At 65.5% G+C, this 13,859-nt stretch carries 14 protein-coding genes; 7 read left to right on the top strand and 7 right to left on the bottom strand.

The features are described from left to right. Nucleotides 1-48: 48 nt before the first annotated feature. The 5 genes from XH93_RS23695 to XH93_RS23715 form a co-directional block, all read right to left on the bottom strand. A complete protein-coding gene (locus XH93_RS23695) occupies nucleotides 49-423 on the bottom strand; it encodes a hypothetical protein (RefSeq protein WP_194469348.1) in 375 nt (124 codons plus the stop codon). Between the two features lie 403 nt (nucleotides 424-826). Next, entirely contained in the window at nucleotides 827-1,048 is a 222-nt protein-coding gene (locus tag XH93_RS23700; protein WP_139483136.1) for a hypothetical protein, read from the bottom strand. A gap of 23 nt (nucleotides 1,049-1,071) precedes the next feature. Further along, a complete protein-coding gene (locus XH93_RS23705) occupies nucleotides 1,072-1,302 on the bottom strand; it encodes a hypothetical protein (RefSeq protein WP_139483387.1) in 231 nt (76 codons plus the stop codon). A 270-nt stretch (nucleotides 1,303-1,572) separates the two neighbouring features. Continuing rightward, nucleotides 1,573-2,091, bottom strand: a complete 519-nt coding sequence (gene ldtR / locus XH93_RS23710; RefSeq protein WP_139483135.1) for a transcriptional regulator LdtR — start codon at nucleotides 2,089-2,091, stop codon at nucleotides 1,573-1,575. 645 nt (nucleotides 2,092-2,736) lie between these two features. Further along, the gene (locus tag XH93_RS23715) at nucleotides 2,737-3,198 is read right to left on the bottom strand and encodes a DUF6163 family protein (protein ID WP_194469349.1); all 462 of its coding nucleotides are present in this window, start codon (nucleotides 3,196-3,198) and stop codon (nucleotides 2,737-2,739) included. 187 nt (nucleotides 3,199-3,385) lie between these two features. Here XH93_RS23715 and hemB point away from each other — a divergent pair, with 187 nt between their 5' ends. The 3 genes from hemB to XH93_RS23730 all read left to right on the top strand — a co-directional run bounded on the left by hemB (nucleotide 3,386) and on the right by XH93_RS23730 (nucleotide 6,116). Next, nucleotides 3,386-4,450 carry a porphobilinogen synthase gene (hemB, locus tag XH93_RS23720; protein ID WP_194469350.1) on the top strand — a complete coding sequence of 355 codons (1,065 nt, stop codon included), beginning with the start codon at nucleotides 3,386-3,388 and terminating at the stop codon, nucleotides 4,448-4,450. 256 nt (nucleotides 4,451-4,706) lie between these two features. After that, complete coding sequence (locus tag XH93_RS23725; RefSeq protein ID WP_194469351.1) at nucleotides 4,707-5,249, top strand: RDD family protein; 543 nt, start codon at nucleotides 4,707-4,709, stop codon at nucleotides 5,247-5,249. A gap of 90 nt (nucleotides 5,250-5,339) precedes the next feature. Continuing rightward, a complete protein-coding gene (locus XH93_RS23730; protein ID WP_139483131.1) occupies nucleotides 5,340-6,116 on the top strand; it encodes an arginyltransferase in 777 nt (258 codons plus the stop codon). Nucleotides 6,117-6,191: 75 nt separating this feature from the next. On the opposite strand, the gene XH93_RS23735 is transcribed toward XH93_RS23730, so the two are convergent. Next, complete coding sequence (locus XH93_RS23735) at nucleotides 6,192-7,568, bottom strand: Nramp family divalent metal transporter (RefSeq protein ID WP_194469352.1); 1,377 nt, start codon at nucleotides 7,566-7,568, stop codon at nucleotides 6,192-6,194. A gap of 307 nt (nucleotides 7,569-7,875) precedes the next feature. Here XH93_RS23735 and XH93_RS23740 point away from each other — a divergent pair, with 307 nt between their 5' ends. The 4 genes from XH93_RS23740 (at nucleotide 7,876) to XH93_RS23755 (ending at nucleotide 12,390) form a co-directional block, all read left to right on the top strand. Continuing rightward, a complete protein-coding gene (locus tag XH93_RS23740) occupies nucleotides 7,876-8,064 on the top strand; it encodes a hypothetical protein (RefSeq protein ID WP_175607165.1) in 189 nt (62 codons plus the stop codon). Beyond that, nucleotides 8,061-8,723: an OB-fold-containig protein gene (locus XH93_RS23745; protein WP_194469353.1), complete on the top strand. Its 663-nt coding sequence runs from the start codon at nucleotides 8,061-8,063 to the stop codon at nucleotides 8,721-8,723. The genes XH93_RS23740 and XH93_RS23745 overlap by 4 nt, the downstream gene beginning before the upstream one ends. 3 nt (nucleotides 8,724-8,726) lie before the next feature. Next, nucleotides 8,727-10,481, top strand: a complete 1,755-nt coding sequence (locus XH93_RS23750) for a flotillin family protein (protein ID WP_194469354.1) — start codon at nucleotides 8,727-8,729, stop codon at nucleotides 10,479-10,481. Between the two features lie 667 nt (nucleotides 10,482-11,148). Continuing rightward, nucleotides 11,149-12,390: an MFS transporter gene (locus XH93_RS23755; RefSeq protein WP_194469355.1), complete on the top strand. Its 1,242-nt coding sequence runs from the start codon at nucleotides 11,149-11,151 to the stop codon at nucleotides 12,388-12,390. Between the two features lie 96 nt (nucleotides 12,391-12,486). On the opposite strand, the gene XH93_RS23760 is transcribed toward XH93_RS23755, so the two are convergent. Continuing rightward, nucleotides 12,487-13,743, bottom strand: coding sequence for an adenylate/guanylate cyclase domain-containing protein (locus tag XH93_RS23760; protein WP_194469356.1), 1,257 nt, complete (start codon nucleotides 13,741-13,743; stop codon nucleotides 12,487-12,489). Nucleotides 13,744-13,859: the final 116 nt, after the last annotated feature.

Genomic DNA, 13,859 nt, shown 5'->3' on the forward strand with positions numbered 1-13,859 from the left:
CGCACGCCGTCCGGCGCACGCGTCAGCGATCAGGCGCTTGCGCGCCCCTCAGACCTCGGTTCGAGGCGGATGGTCGGGAGGTTTGGCGCCGAGGCCGTCGCGCCGGTGATCATCATGCGCGGCGAACCGGCTCTTCAGCGGATGGCGCTCGATCAGTGAGGCTACCCCCGCAGGGACCGACAGCGGGACGCTCAGCATGCACAGCGCGACGAACGGACAGTCGTCGCAGGCCTTGTTCTTGCTCTGGTCCGGACAGCACGGCATGTCGTCGGACATCGCCTGCATGTCGTCAGACATCGCCGGCATCGCCCCCATTGCGGCATCCGGCGCCATCCTGGCAAACGCCGGCGCCACGGGCGCGAGCAAGAGCCCGGCCGCGACGAACAGCAAAATCCAGAGATTGGCCAGCCGCCTGAGGTGCATGGTTCCTTGTCGCACGTCATGTGGCCTGGCGCAAAGCCGCCCGAAATCACGATTTCGCCACCTGGAATGGTCCCGGGGGATCGCCGGGCCGCCCGATGTTGCGAGAATACGAACGCCTATCCTCACACCGTCATCCTGAGGTGCGAGCCTTGCGGCGCAATTGCGCCCGTAAGGCGAGCCTCGAAGGATGAATCGGCCCCGCTGGTGGCCGTCCATCCTTCGAGGCTCGCCAAGAGGCTCGCACCTCAGGATGACGGGTCTCAAAGGCTCTGTTTGAAAAGTGAATCGAATTCTCCGTCATCGCGAGCGAAGCGAAGCAATCCATCGCGTCGCATATGCCGAACGATGGATTGCTTCGTCGCTTTCGCGCCTCGCAATGACGGGGAAGCAGCGGTGCGGCGCCCTACAGCCCGGTATACCCGGCCTTCACATGGTCGGTGCTGCCGTCGAGTTGGCGCAGATAGGTCAGGCCGCACACGGTCAGCCGGTGCGTGTCGGTCTCGCCGGCCTCGACCAGCGTCCGCACATATTCCGTCACCTTGGCGCGCGCCTCGTCGCTGGCGGCAGCCGTGCGGTTGAGCAGCAGATCATACGTCTGCATGATGCGATCGATAGCGGCTTCCATGACGTCTCCGGGGGAACTGACGCTCAGGCGACGACCAGCGTCTCGGCCTCGAACTTCGCGATCGCCTTGTTGGCGAGGCGGAGCCGGTTCATCTCGCCGTGCTGGAACATCTTGACGATGATGCCGAGCAGGCGCTCGTTGGTGGCGAAGGTGTCGGGTATCGCACCGGATTTGCGGAGGTAATTCGAGGCGATCGCGTAGGCATCGCCCACCACCTCGACATTCACCACCTCGATCCCGCGCTCCAGCAACATATCCTGCGTCTCCATCAGAGCGTTTTCCAGCGAATTGATTCGCGTGAAGAAAACGCGTCCAAACAAGAACAGAAGAGCATGATGCGAACCCATCATGCTCGACCGGGAGATAAGCCGCCGGGAGCCCCTTGGTTCCTGCGCGAGAGTATTTTTTTCGCAGGCGCAGCATGACAAAGCGCACCGGCCGGGCATGGCCGATGCGCTGTCTGGAGATTGGCTGCCGGTCTTCTGGTCGGCCGGCTTGGGCCATCAGGCGAAGAAAGTCGGGTTTCAGAGGCGATACAGGATCTGGTCGGTCCAGAACCGCTCGAGGCGGTGCAGCGACTTGTTGAGGCTGGCGAACTCCTCGTTCGAGATGCCGCCGACCTGCTCGACCGTCTTGACGTGCTTCTGATAGAGCGCGTCGACGATGCGGCGGACTTCCTGGCCCTGCGCGGTCAAACGGATGCGGACCGAGCGGCGATCGACGCGCGAGCGCTGGTGATCGAGGAAGCCGAGCTCGACGAGCTTCTTCAGATTGTAGGAGACGTTGGAGCCGAGATAGTAGCCGCGGGTGCGCAGCTCGCCGGCGGTCAGCTCCTTGTCGCCGATGTTGTACAGCAGCAGTGCCTGCACCGAGTTGATGTCGGCGCGGCCGCGGCGGTCGAATTCGTCCTTGATGACGTCGAGCAGCCGGCGATGCAGCCGCTCCACCAAAGTCAGTGCTTCCAGATAGAGCGGCTGCACCGGCGATTGACCGGCAGCGCGATCAGCGGCATCCACCGCCGTTGTCGCAACGGCTTTCATCATGACACTTCCCCTGTTTGTCGTTTTTATCGACTTTATTCGACGAAACTTGTGTCCCGCCTGATAGCTGCAACTTAAGGGGGCCGTTTGAAGATCCGCTTAAATAAGACAATAAAGAGATCATGAATTTAAGACAGTGAATCGCGGATTAAGCCCATGGATCAAGGGCTTCTCGCAACATTTCATTGACGGTGGCAGGCCCTTTGTTCACGCTTCGTCTGCCCTCATGTCACATTCGGATACAGCATCGTTTGAATTCGAAACGCTGGGGTAACGGGTGTGAGGGAACCCTTTACGGTGACCGGCGGGTTACCGGAAAATTCTTCGAAAATTTTTTCGGGTCGTGCCGTGGCGCCCTGCGCGCGGGCGGCGTCCGGAACTGGCCTCCCCGCTGCCTGAGGAAAGACCGGGTCACGCCGTCGACCAGCGCAAAGCCGGCTGGCACTTGCGCGCCGAGATCGAGAAAATCGGTCCCGACGGCGATTCCCGCAGAAGCGCGTGTTCCCGGGATGGAGTGTCGCAGGGTGCGCGGTCTGTGCCACCGACCTAGCCAGACCGGCCGGTCCTGTCTTCTCACTGCGCGCACGGACATGAAGATGCCGGCGGTTTCGCCGCGCTGTCGCCGCGAGGCCACACCGCGTTGCCTGGCTATGGCGGGCGTTCGCGCGCCGCCATCCACGCCAGCGCCAGATAGGCGGCGAGCATCACCGCCTCGAGCGCGACCACGGTGAGGCTGCCGCCATAGATGCCCGGAAACATCAGCTCGATGACCGCCATCGACACCACGGTGGTGAGCCACACCACGGCGCCCCACGGCGTCGCGAGCCAAAGGCCGACCGCGGCGACGAGCTCGATGACGGCGAAATAGATCGTCGCGGTCTGCCAGGCCATCGACTGGTTCTCAAACGCCTCCTCCTCGCCGCCGACGAAGCCGGTGACCTGGGCCCAGTGATAGAGGCCCTTGGCGATCGAGACGACGGCCATGATGCGCAGGAAGATGACGAGGCGCCGCGTCCACGCATTCTCATCCGGCTCGATGCGGTCGGACGAGATCGCGCCGGGCGTGATGCCATTGTCCCGCGCAGCCTCGCGTGCCGAGGTGTCAGACATGCGAATCGCCGGATAGCGGCTGCAGAGAGGTCTTCATGGTGGCCAGTCTTGGCCCGCGGAGCCGGCAAAATCAATTGCCGTGAGGGCAAATCAGGGGCCACCAGGGGTGCCATGACGGCACCCCTGACAGGTGCTAGAACTGGACTTATATCAGGTCCAGACCAGCCGTTTCCGGGGAGATAGAGACATGGCGATCAAATTCGGGCGCCCGATCGAGTTGCGCGATGCGCCGCGCCGCCAGGCCGAAACCCTCGCCGCCCCGTCGCTCGACCTCACGATCCGCCTGCGCCGCAACCGCAAGACGGAGTGGGCCCGCCGCCTGGTGCGCGAGAACGTCTTGACCACGAACGACCTGATCTGGCCGATGTTCGTGGTCGACGGCCACAACGCCCGCACGCCGGTCGCCTCGATGCCCGGCGTCGAACGGCTCACCGTCGACCAGATCGTGCGCGACGCCGAGCGCGCCGCAAAACTCAACATTCCCTGCATCGCGCTGTTCCCGTTCACCGAGCCGGCGCTGCGCGACGCCGAAGGCTCGGAGGCGCTCAACCCCGACAATCTGGTTTGCCAGTCGGTGCGGGCGATCAAGAAGGAGTTTCCCGACATCGGCGTGCTCTGCGACGTCGCGCTCGATCCCTTCACCAGCCACGGCCATGACGGGCTGCTCGAAGACGGCAAGATCCTCAACGACGAGACGGTCGCGGTGCTGGTGAAGCAGGCGCTGACCCAGGCCGAGGCCGGGTGCGACGTGATCGCGCCGTCCGACATGATGGATGGCCGGATCGGCGCGATCCGCGATGCGCTCGACGACAACGGTTTTGGCGACGTGCAGATCATGTCGTATGCGGCGAAATACGCCTCCGCGTTCTACGGCCCGTTCCGCGACGCGATCGGCTCGGCCAAGACGCTGACCGGCGACAAGCGCACCTATCAGATGGACAGCGCCAATTCCGACGAGGCGCTGCGCGAGGTCGAGCTCGACATCGCCGAAGGTGCCGACATGGTGATGGTGAAGCCGGGCATGCCCTATCTCGACATCGTCCGCCGCGTGAAGGACACCTTTGCGATGCCGACCTTCGTCTACCAGGTGTCCGGCGAATACGCGATGATCGCGGGCGCCGCGGCCAACGGCTGGATCGACGGCGAGCGCGCCATGATGGAAAGCCTGGTCGGCTTCAAGCGCGCCGGCGCCGACGGCATCTTGACCTATTTTGCGCCGCAGGCCGCCGAGAAGATCAGGGCCGAGAGCTGACGGTCTCTCCTCGTCATTGCGAGCGCAGCGAAGCAATCCATTTCTCGGCTCGGGGAAGCCTGGATTGCTTCGCGGAGCCTGTCATCCGGCGGCGCTTCGCGCCGACCGGTTGGCTCGCATTGACGAGATGGCGGCATCCCGGGCCAATCCAGCCGCCGAATCGCCGGAATATTTCGGCAAGTTGATGTTCGCCCCGGCTTGGCAGGCGAGCCTCCTGTTCCCATGTCCTGCGCGGGACCCAATTCGGAGGTTGGCGATGTCTTACGGCAATGACGGCGGCAGCACCTGGCGCAACGACGGCGGCGTTCCCCCGCATGCGTTCGATCCGATGACGCAGCCGGATCTGTTCCGCGGCGTGCTGACCCGGCGCCTGTTCGCCTTCCTGATCGACCTCGTGGTGCTTGCGATACCGGTGATCCTCGCTGTGGTCTTCATCTTCCTGCTCGGCTTCGTCACCTTCTTCCTGGGCTGGACCTTGTTCGGCCTGATCTCCCCGCTCTCGATCATCTGGGCCATCGTCTATTACGGCGCCTCGATCGGCGGGCAGCACTCGGCGACCATCGGCATGCGGATGATGGATCTGGAACTGCGGACCTGGTACGGCGCCCGCGGCTATTTCGTGCTCGGCGCCGTGCACGCGGTGCTGTTCTGGGTGACGATCTCGTTCCTGACGCCGCTGGTGCTCCTGGTCGGCCTGATCACCCGCCGCCGCCAGCTGCTGCACGACCTCGTGCTCGGAACCGTGGTTATCAACAGCTCGGTCCGGGCTCCGGTGGCGCCGGCCGCGCGGGCCTATTAGGCCCGCCTAAACCAATTGACCATTACCCTCGGGAGGGCGATGCTCACCCGGCTGCCTGTACTGTTTTGTTGCGGAGCCTGACGATCAGACGTGACCCAGCACTCGCGTGATACTCCCCAGTTCTATCTGACCGCGCCCTCCCCCTGCCCCTATCTGCCGGGCCGGCATGAGCGCAAGGTGTTCACGCATCTGGTCGGCGACAAAGCGGGCGATCTCAACGACTTATTGACCCATGGCGGCTTCCGCCGCAGCCAGTCGATCGCCTACCGCCCGGCCTGCGACCAGTGCCGGGCCTGCGTCTCGGTCCGGGTGATCGCCAACGAATTCCGCCCCTCCCGCAACTTCCGCAAGGTCCAGGCCCGCAACGCCGACATCATCGGCGAGCAGCGCAGCGCGGTGCCGACCTCGGAGCAATATTCGGTGTTCCGGGCCTATCTCGACCGCCGCCACCGCAACGGCGGCATGGCCGACATGACCGTGCTCGACTACGCAATGATGGTCGAGGACAGCCATGTCGAGACGAGGATCATCGAGTACCGCAAGCGCAACGTCGACAGCGCCATCACCGGCCGCGGTGACGAGCTGCTGGCGGTGGCGCTGACCGACGTGCTCAGCGACGGGCTGTCGATGGTCTACTCGTTCTTCGAGCCGTCGCAGGAGGCCCGCTCGCTCGGCACCTTCATGATCCTCGACCACATCGCCCGCGCCCGCCGGCAGGGCCTGCCCTACGTCTATCTCGGCTACTGGATCGAGGGCTCCAAGAAGATGGACTACAAGGGCCGCTTCCTGCCGCAGCAGCGGCTCGCCCCCAGCGGCTGGCTGCGCGTCGACGCCTCCAGCGAGGCGCTTGCGGAGCCGCAGGACTAAAGGGGCGAATGGCGAGTAGCCAATAGCGAATAGTCACGACCCCTATTCGCTACTCACTATTCGCCATTCGCCTTTTCAGCCAAAGAACGTATCGATCAAGAGCTTCACGTTCAGCACCACGATCACGCCGGCGACGATCCACGCCGACGCGGCGACCGGCATCGGGATCGCGAACGCGCCCATCTTGCGCTTGTCGGAGACGAACCGCACCAGCGGGATCACCGCGAACGGCAGCTGCATCGACAGCACGACCTGGCTGAATACGAGGAGCTGCGCCGTGCCGCTCTCGCCATAGATCGCGGCGACCACCACCACCGGGACGATCGCGATGCCGCGGGTCAACAGCCGCTGCGCCCAGTTGGGCATCCGCAGGTCCAGAAAACCCTGCATCACGATCTGGCCCGCGAGTGTCGCAGTCACCGTCGAGTTGAGGCCGGAGGCCAGCAGCGCCACCGCGAACAGCGTCGAGGCGATGCCGAGCCCAAGCAGCGGCGACAGCAGCTCGAAGGCGCGGTCGATCTCGGCGACATCGGCATGCCCGCTCTTGTGGAAGGTCGCGGCGGCGACGACCAGGATCGCGGCGTTGATGAACAGCGCCAGCATCAGCGCGATGGTGGAGTCGGTGGTCGCCCATTTGATGGCGTCGCGACGGCCCTCCTCGGTGCGCGGATAGGCGCGGGTCTGCACGATCGATGAGTGCAGATAAAGGTTATGCGGCATCACGGTGGCGCCGATGATGCCGATCGCGATGTACAGCATCTCCGGATTGGTGACGATCTGGCGCGACGGCACGAAGCCGCCGAGCACGGCGGCCACCGGCGGCGCCGCCGCCGCGATCTGCACCACGAAGCAGACCGCGATCACGATCAGGAGCGCGATCACGAAGGCTTCGAGGAAGCGGAAGCCGCGGTTCATCAACAAGAGCAGCAGGAACGCATCGAGCGCCGCGAGCAGCGCGCCGCCGACCAAGGGAATGCCGAACAGCAGCTTGAGCGCGATCGCGGTGCCGATCACTTCCGCGAGGTCGCAGGCGATGATCGCCGCCTCGCAGGCCAGCCACAGCATGAAGTTGACCGGGCGCGAATAGGTCGCGCGGCAGGCCTGCGCCAGGTCGCGGTCGGTGGCGATGCCGAGCCGGGCGGCCAGCGCCTGCAGCAGGATCGCCATCAGGTTGGAAAGCAGGATGACCGACAGCAGCGTGTAGCCGAACTTCGAGCCGCCCGCGAGGTCGGTGGCCCAGTTGCCAGGGTCCATGTAGCCGACGGAGACCAGGTAGCCCGGCCCGGCGAAGGCCAGCAGCCGACGCCACCACAGCCCGCCGGTGGGTACCGCGACGGTCGAATTGACCTCGGGCAGGCTCTGGACATGCCCGGCGTCGCCGCGCCAGCCGGAGGCTGCCGGCAGGGCCGTGGAGAGGGCAACGGTGGGCATTTCAGGCGTACGAGCGTCCATACGGACAAGATGGCTGATCCATCCCGTTAATGCAACTCATTTGCAACTGCATCTAGGCTCACGATGCCGCTATCGCGGAACCCCTGCCCGACCGCCCTCGCCCGACGTCCCCGCGACCGAGGGGTCCGCCGCACCGGCCTGGAACCGGCTGGTTGTCCGCGCCGAGCTCCCCGGTCAGCGCCTACCGCAGCGGCTTCCATCCGCCGGATACCGCTCGACGACAAGTTGTTCGCGATCGACGATCCAACTTCATGGACCATTAGCACTGTCGCCCGACACATCTTGGTGTCGTTCAAGATGCCGGGATATGAGGCTCAACAACGAAACCAGTCGACGCCCATCGGCGACAAATACAGCGAGTGCTTTGCGCGCCACGGCGATTCCCATCACCGGTGTTCCCGCCTCCGGCGTGCTCGACGACAAGGAGCTTGACGAACTGGATCGCCTGCACCGCGACATCGCGGCGCGGCTTGAAAGGATCAAGTCACAACAATGAGTGTCATTGGCGATCTTCTGCTCGCCCCCGACGTACGGCCGTTCGCGATTGCGGCTGCGATCATGGTAACGCTCGGCGGTATCGAGCTGGTATCGATGCTGGTCGGTTTCTCGATCAGCGAATTGTTCGGCAAGGAGGTCGCCGCCGAGGGCGACAACCACGGAACCCTCGAGGGGCTGTTCCTCTGGGTCAATGCCGGGCATCTGCCGCTGCTGATCCTGCTCATCCTGGTGCTCGGCTACTTCTCGATCATCGGCTTCGTCACCCAGGCGTTCGCCCACGGCATCGGCCTGCCGGTGCCGGCCTGGGTCGCCGCGCTGGTTGCGCTGGTCTGGAGCCTGCCGCTGACCCGTGTCACCAGCCGCAAGATCGCGCGGATCATCCTGCGAGACGAGAGCTATGCGGTCGAGGAAACCGATTTCGTCGGTCATATCGGCGAAGTCACGGTCGGTCCGCTCGATCACGGGTTGCCCGGCCGGGTCCGTCTCAAGGACGTCTTCGGCAACTGGCACACCGTACCGGCGCGCGCCGGTCCGGACTCCGAGGCGTTGCCGGTCGGCGCCAGCGTGCAGCTGGTCGATCGCGACGCCAAAAGTTTTGTCGCGATTGCCGCTCCCGCCGATCTCAGAGAACAACGACGATCTACCAACAGGGCATAACACATGTGGGAACTTGCTGTACCCGTCCTCATTGCCGTCATCGCCACCCTCGTCATCGGCCTCTTGTTCGCAAGGCTCTACAAGCGCTCGACGCGCGATGAGGCCTATGTCCGCACCGGCCTCGGTGGCCAGAAGGTCGTGCTCGACGGCGGCTCGGTGGTGCTGCCGATCTTCCATTCGACCGCCGCGGTGAACCTGAAGACGCTGCGGCTCGAGGTCGCGCGCGGCGGCCCGGACTCGCTGATCACCAAGGACCGCATGCGCGTCGATATCGGCGCCGAGTTCTATCTCCGTGTCAAACCCGACTCGTCGTCGATCGCGCTGGCGGCGCAGACGCTCGGCAACCGCACCAATGACGCGGCCGAGCTGCGCGAGCTGGTGGAAGCAAAATTCGTCGACGGCCTGCGCTCGGTCGCCGCGACCATGAACCTCGAGGAGTTGCAGGAACAGCGCGCGACCTTCGTCAAGGCGGTGCAGGACGCCGTCGGCGCCGACATCCAGAACAACGGCCTCGAGCTCGAATCGGTGTCGCTGACGCGGCTCGATCAGAGCGACATCAAGCATTTCAATCCGAGCAATTTCTTCGACGCCCACGGCCTGACCACGCTGACCCAGATCACGAAGCAGCGCGAGCAGGAGCGCAACCAGATCGTCCGCACCACCGAGGTCAACATCGCCCAGCAGGACCTGGTGGCGCGCCAGACCACGCTGCAGATCGAAAGCACCAAGCGCGAGGCCGAACTGGCGCAGCAGCGCGACATCGCCAACAAGACCGCGGCGATGCGGGCGCAGACCGCGCAGGTCGAGCAGACCGCGCTGCAGAACGAGGCCGAGTACCGCATCCAGCAGGAGCTCGCCGTCGCCAACAAGCAGACCGAGGCCAACCAGGCCCGCGACACCCGCAAGATCGAGGCCGATCTCGCGGTGAAGCGCCGCACCACCGAGATGGAGCGCGACCTGCAGATCGTGGCGCAGGAAGCCGCGATCGTCGTCGCCAACAAGAACAAGGAGCAGTCGGAGGCCCAGACCATCGCCGAGACCGCGCGCGCCGTTGCGATCGCGGCCGAGGAAAAGGTCACCACCGCCCGCGCCACCGAGGTCGCCGAGCGCGACAGGATCATCAACGTGATCGCGGCGCGCAAGGTCGCCGAAACCGACGCGATGCCGGTCACCGTGATGGCCGAGGCCGAGCGCCAGGCCGCCGCCAACAAGGCGGAAGCCACCAGCGTGCTCGCCAAGGCCGATGCGGCCGCCGCCACCACCCGCGCCGCCGGCGTCAAGGCGCTCGGCCAGGCCGAGGCCGAGGTCGCGACCATGAAGGCGGAGGCGCGCAACAAACTCAGCGCGGAGATGATCGCCTACGATCTCAACCTCGCCCGCATCAACGTGATCCCGAATGCGCTCGCCGAGGCGGTGAAGCCGATCGAGAAGATCTCCGACATCAGGATCTTCGACACCGGCAGCATGCTCGGCCGCGGCGGCGCCAATGGTCATGCCAACGGCAATGGCGGCCTCGGGCTCGGCGACGGCCTCGCCGCGCAATTGCTGTCGGTCTCGGCGTTCAAGCCGATGATCGACAAGATCCTCTCCGAGGCCGGTTTCCCGACCGGGCCCGACGCGCTCACCAGCCTGACCAGCGCGCTGGCGCAACGGAAAGCCGAGGTTGCCGAGACGCCAGCAAGCGGCGACGGCAGCCAGCCGACGGCGCTGATCGGCACGATCACCGGGCAACTCGCGCCGGGTCCGAAACCGCAGTGACCGACTGATCGGTGTAAGGCGGTCCCGGTCTGACGGCAGATGCGCTTCACCCCTCCCGCGAGCGGAGGGAGCGTGGGCCGCCTCCGGCGGCCGCTTCTAGTTCAACTGTTAAACAGCTAACTCGGTGTCATCACCCGCGAAAGCGGATGATCCAGAATTCCAGAGACGGCAGTGCTTGAGCCGAGCGGCCGCGGCGTACTGGATCGCCCGGTCCATGTGCGCAATTGCGCACAGGCCGGGCGATGACAGTTGTGAGTGGGGATACAATTGCGCATTCTCGCGACATGAAGCGGCCGGCCTCCGCCGCAAGCGCAAGGCTATCGCATGGGGCTATCGGCCACGCCCGATAGTCCGTCATACCCGGGCTTTGGGCAAAGGACGCCGCACGATTTCGGAATGATAGAAGATTACCACTGAGTTGCCCGACGTGTCAAGTCGCCGTTTCGAACGTCGCCGTTTCGAACGGGCAGCCGTCGGCTACTTTGCATGGGGTTGTTTTTCGGCATTTTGGTTAGGCCGAGATCAGCCCCGGCCATGACGACAGCATTGGCTGGAAAGGCTGCCGAATTCCCGACGGCTTATCCCTATGCCTTGTCGGAAAACGGGTGGGATCGGACGCCTTCCAATCACACACTATGGCCAGATCGAAATTTCCAGGGAATCTGCCATGTCGTCCGAGACGCCTCGCCTGCCCGCCACCTTCAATCGCCTGGCCTGGTCGAACCTCGCCGCGCAATCGGCCGAGCAGATCGCGCTGGCGGCAGCTCCCATCGTCGCCGTGCTGCTGCTGGGGGTCGGCGAAGGCCAGACCGGCCTCTTGCAGACCGCGCTGACGCTGCCCTTCATCCTGTTCGCGATTCCCGCGGGCCTGCTCGCCGACCGCGTGTCGCGGCGCTGGGTGATGGCCGGTGCCGAGGCACTGCGCGCGGCGGCGCTGGCCGCGATCCTGCTGCTGCTCTGGCTCGGCCTGATGACCCTGCCGCTGCTTGCGCTGCTCGGCTTCGTCGCGGTCTGCGGCACGGTGGCCTACAGCGTCGCCGCACCCGCGCTGGTGCCGTCGCTGGTGAACGCGCAACAGCTGCCGGCCGCGAATGCGCGGATCGAGCTCGCACGCACCGTCGCATTCGCCAGCGGCCCCGCGCTCGGCGGCGTGCTGGTCGGCTGGGTCGGTGCCGCGCCGGCGTTCGGCTTCGCGGCGGCGCTGTCGGCGATCGCGGTGGTGCTGCTCGCAGGCATCTATGAGCCCGCACGGCAGCCGGCGCCGCAGCGGCACCCGCTGCAGGACATCAAGGAAGGCGCCGCGTTCGTGTTCCATCACGCGCTGCTGCGCCCGGTGTTCATCACCCAGTTCATCTTCAACACCGCGTCGTTCCTGCTGCTCGCCGTGTTCGTGCCCTATGCCGTGCGCCATCTCGGCCTCAGCGCGACCGGCGTCGGCACGGTGCTCGCGATGTACGGTGTCGGCATGGTGGTCGGCGCGCTGTTTGCGACCCGGGTGATGCAGCGGCTGGCATTCGGCACCGTGATCGGGCTCGGCCCGGTGACCGGTTTCGTCGCCGCGGCCGTGATGGCCCTGACCACCTGGATCCCGACGCCGCTGCTCGCGGGCCTCAGCTTCTTCCTGCTCGGCGTCGGCCCGATCCTGTGGGTGATCTCGACCACCACGCTGCGGCAGTCGGTGACGCCGCCCTCGCTGCTCGGCCGCGTGTCGGCGATCAACATCATGAGCTACGGCGCCCGCCCGCTCGGCTCCGCGCTCGGCGCCATCGTCGGCGGCCTCTACAGCGCCGAGGCCTGCCTCTATTTGGCCGCCGCGATCTTCGCCGCCCAGGCGCTGGTGATCCTGATCTCTCCAGCGGTGTCGCTGACCCGGCAGCCCGACATGGTCGGCGAACCGGCGCGGTGCTGATCGTCATTGCGAGGCGCGAAAGCGACGAAGCAATCCATCTCTCCACAAGCGGCGAGATGGATTGCTTCGCTTCGCTCGCAATGACGGGGTGAGAGCCTAACCCGCCAAGTACCGCTCGTACTTGCCGCCGATGACCTCGTCGGCGGCCACCGCCGGATCGAGGGTGTAGAGGTCCTGCGCATGGCCGATGCCGCGCAGCACGAAGCGGCCGGTGGAGACCAGGTAGTTGCGGCCGGCGTTATCGAGCCCGGTGCGGAAGGCGGTCGACACCAGAAACTCCCGGTCGACCGAGTTGCACATCGAGGCGATCCGACTGACCTCGTTGACCGCGGGGCCGACCACCGTAAAATCCAGCCGGTCCTCGCTGCCGATATTGCCGTAAAACACCTCGCCGATGTGGAGGCCGACATAGGCCGTCGTGGTCGGCCGCCCCTCATTCTCGCGGCGATCGTTCAGCACCCGGATGTTGTGGCGGAAGCGGTGCTCGGCGCGCAGCGCCGCCCGCTTGGCGACGGCCATGTTCTCGTTGGTGAACATCGCCAGCACGCCGTCGCCGATCAGCTTCAGCACCTCGCCGCCGGCGTCGTGGATCGCGTCGATCGAGGCCTGCGCATAGTCGTTGAGGAACGGGATGATCTCGTCCGGCCCGATGCGCGCGCTGATCGCGGTCGAGCCGCGCACGTCGGAGTACCACAGCACGGCCTTGATCTTCTCGGTGACGCCGCGCTGCATGCGCCCGCGCAGTACCTGCTCGGCAGTGTCGCGGCCGAGATAGACCCGGCCCAGCGTGCGGGCGATCTCGACCTGCGCCGCCGATTTGATCGCGAGCCCGAGCACCGGCACGAGGTCGCGCAGCGCCGCCATATGGTGCTCGTCGAAGCCATCCGAACGGCGGGTGGTGTAATAGGAATAGAAGCAGTCCATCTCCCCGATCGTGCCGGCCTCGCCGAAGCGATGCACGAAAGCGGCAAAATGCTTGTGGCCCTTCTCGGCAAGCTCGCCGATCATCGAGAAATCGTGCGAGGGGTCGGCGAGATCGATCACCATCTCCTCATGCCCGTTTTCGAGCATGTGATAGAAGGCCGACCGCCGCCAGGTCTGGTTGGCCTCGCCGGTGCTGGTCGAGCCGTATTCGAAGGCATCGGACTCATTGCTCTCGCCGTCGTTCCAGCGGAAGCCACGGCCCTCGAAGATCGGATGCAGGGTGTCGATGAACACGATGGCGCGCGACAGCGGCATGCCGGCGGCCCGGCAGCGCTCGCAGAAGCCGCGCAACAGGTCGTTTTCCGGCAGGCCCATCAGACCCTGACGGACCAGCCAATTCGAGAGGCGCAAACGGGGCGTCAGTTCCATGAGCGGAGTATGCCGGGCAATTGGTGCGGGAGGAAGGGCTGGGTCCGTCTGCCAAGGAACTGCCAAGAGATTACCATGGCATGCCTTGGCGACGGTCCCTAACAGATGCGGACGCG

The organism is Bradyrhizobium sp. CCBAU 51753, from assembly GCF_015291565.1.
GTDB lineage: Bacteria > Pseudomonadota > Alphaproteobacteria > Rhizobiales > Xanthobacteraceae > Bradyrhizobium > Bradyrhizobium ivorense.

Excerpts from the sequence above, each read along its gene's own strand:
- XH93_RS23750 (WP_194469354.1), top strand. The coding sequence starts at position 8,727 with ATGTGGGAACTTGCTGTACCCGTCCTCATTGCCGTCATCGCCACCCTC.
- XH93_RS23700 (WP_139483136.1), bottom strand. The coding sequence starts at position 1,048 with ATGGAAGCCGCTATCGATCGCATCATGCAGACGTATGATCTGCTGCTC.
- XH93_RS23740 (WP_175607165.1), top strand. The coding sequence starts at position 7,876 with ATGAGGCTCAACAACGAAACCAGTCGACGCCCATCGGCGACAAATACA.
- ldtR (WP_139483135.1), bottom strand. The coding sequence starts at position 2,091 with ATGATGAAAGCCGTTGCGACAACGGCGGTGGATGCCGCTGATCGCGCT.
- XH93_RS23705 (WP_139483387.1), bottom strand. The coding sequence starts at position 1,302 with ATGTTGCTGGAGCGCGGGATCGAGGTGGTGAATGTCGAGGTGGTGGGC.
- XH93_RS23755 (WP_194469355.1), top strand. The coding sequence starts at position 11,149 with ATGTCGTCCGAGACGCCTCGCCTGCCCGCCACCTTCAATCGCCTGGCC.
- XH93_RS23735 (WP_194469352.1), bottom strand. The coding sequence starts at position 7,568 with ATGGACGCTCGTACGCCTGAAATGCCCACCGTTGCCCTCTCCACGGCC.
- XH93_RS23715 (WP_194469349.1), bottom strand. The coding sequence starts at position 3,198 with ATGTCTGACACCTCGGCACGCGAGGCTGCGCGGGACAATGGCATCACG.
- hemB (WP_194469350.1), top strand. The coding sequence starts at position 3,386 with ATGGCGATCAAATTCGGGCGCCCGATCGAGTTGCGCGATGCGCCGCGC.
- XH93_RS23695 (WP_194469348.1), bottom strand. The coding sequence starts at position 423 with ATGCACCTCAGGCGGCTGGCCAATCTCTGGATTTTGCTGTTCGTCGCG.
- XH93_RS23725 (WP_194469351.1), top strand. The coding sequence starts at position 4,707 with ATGTCTTACGGCAATGACGGCGGCAGCACCTGGCGCAACGACGGCGGC.
- XH93_RS23745 (WP_194469353.1), top strand. The coding sequence starts at position 8,061 with ATGAGTGTCATTGGCGATCTTCTGCTCGCCCCCGACGTACGGCCGTTC.
- XH93_RS23760 (WP_194469356.1), bottom strand. The coding sequence starts at position 13,743 with ATGGAACTGACGCCCCGTTTGCGCCTCTCGAATTGGCTGGTCCGTCAG.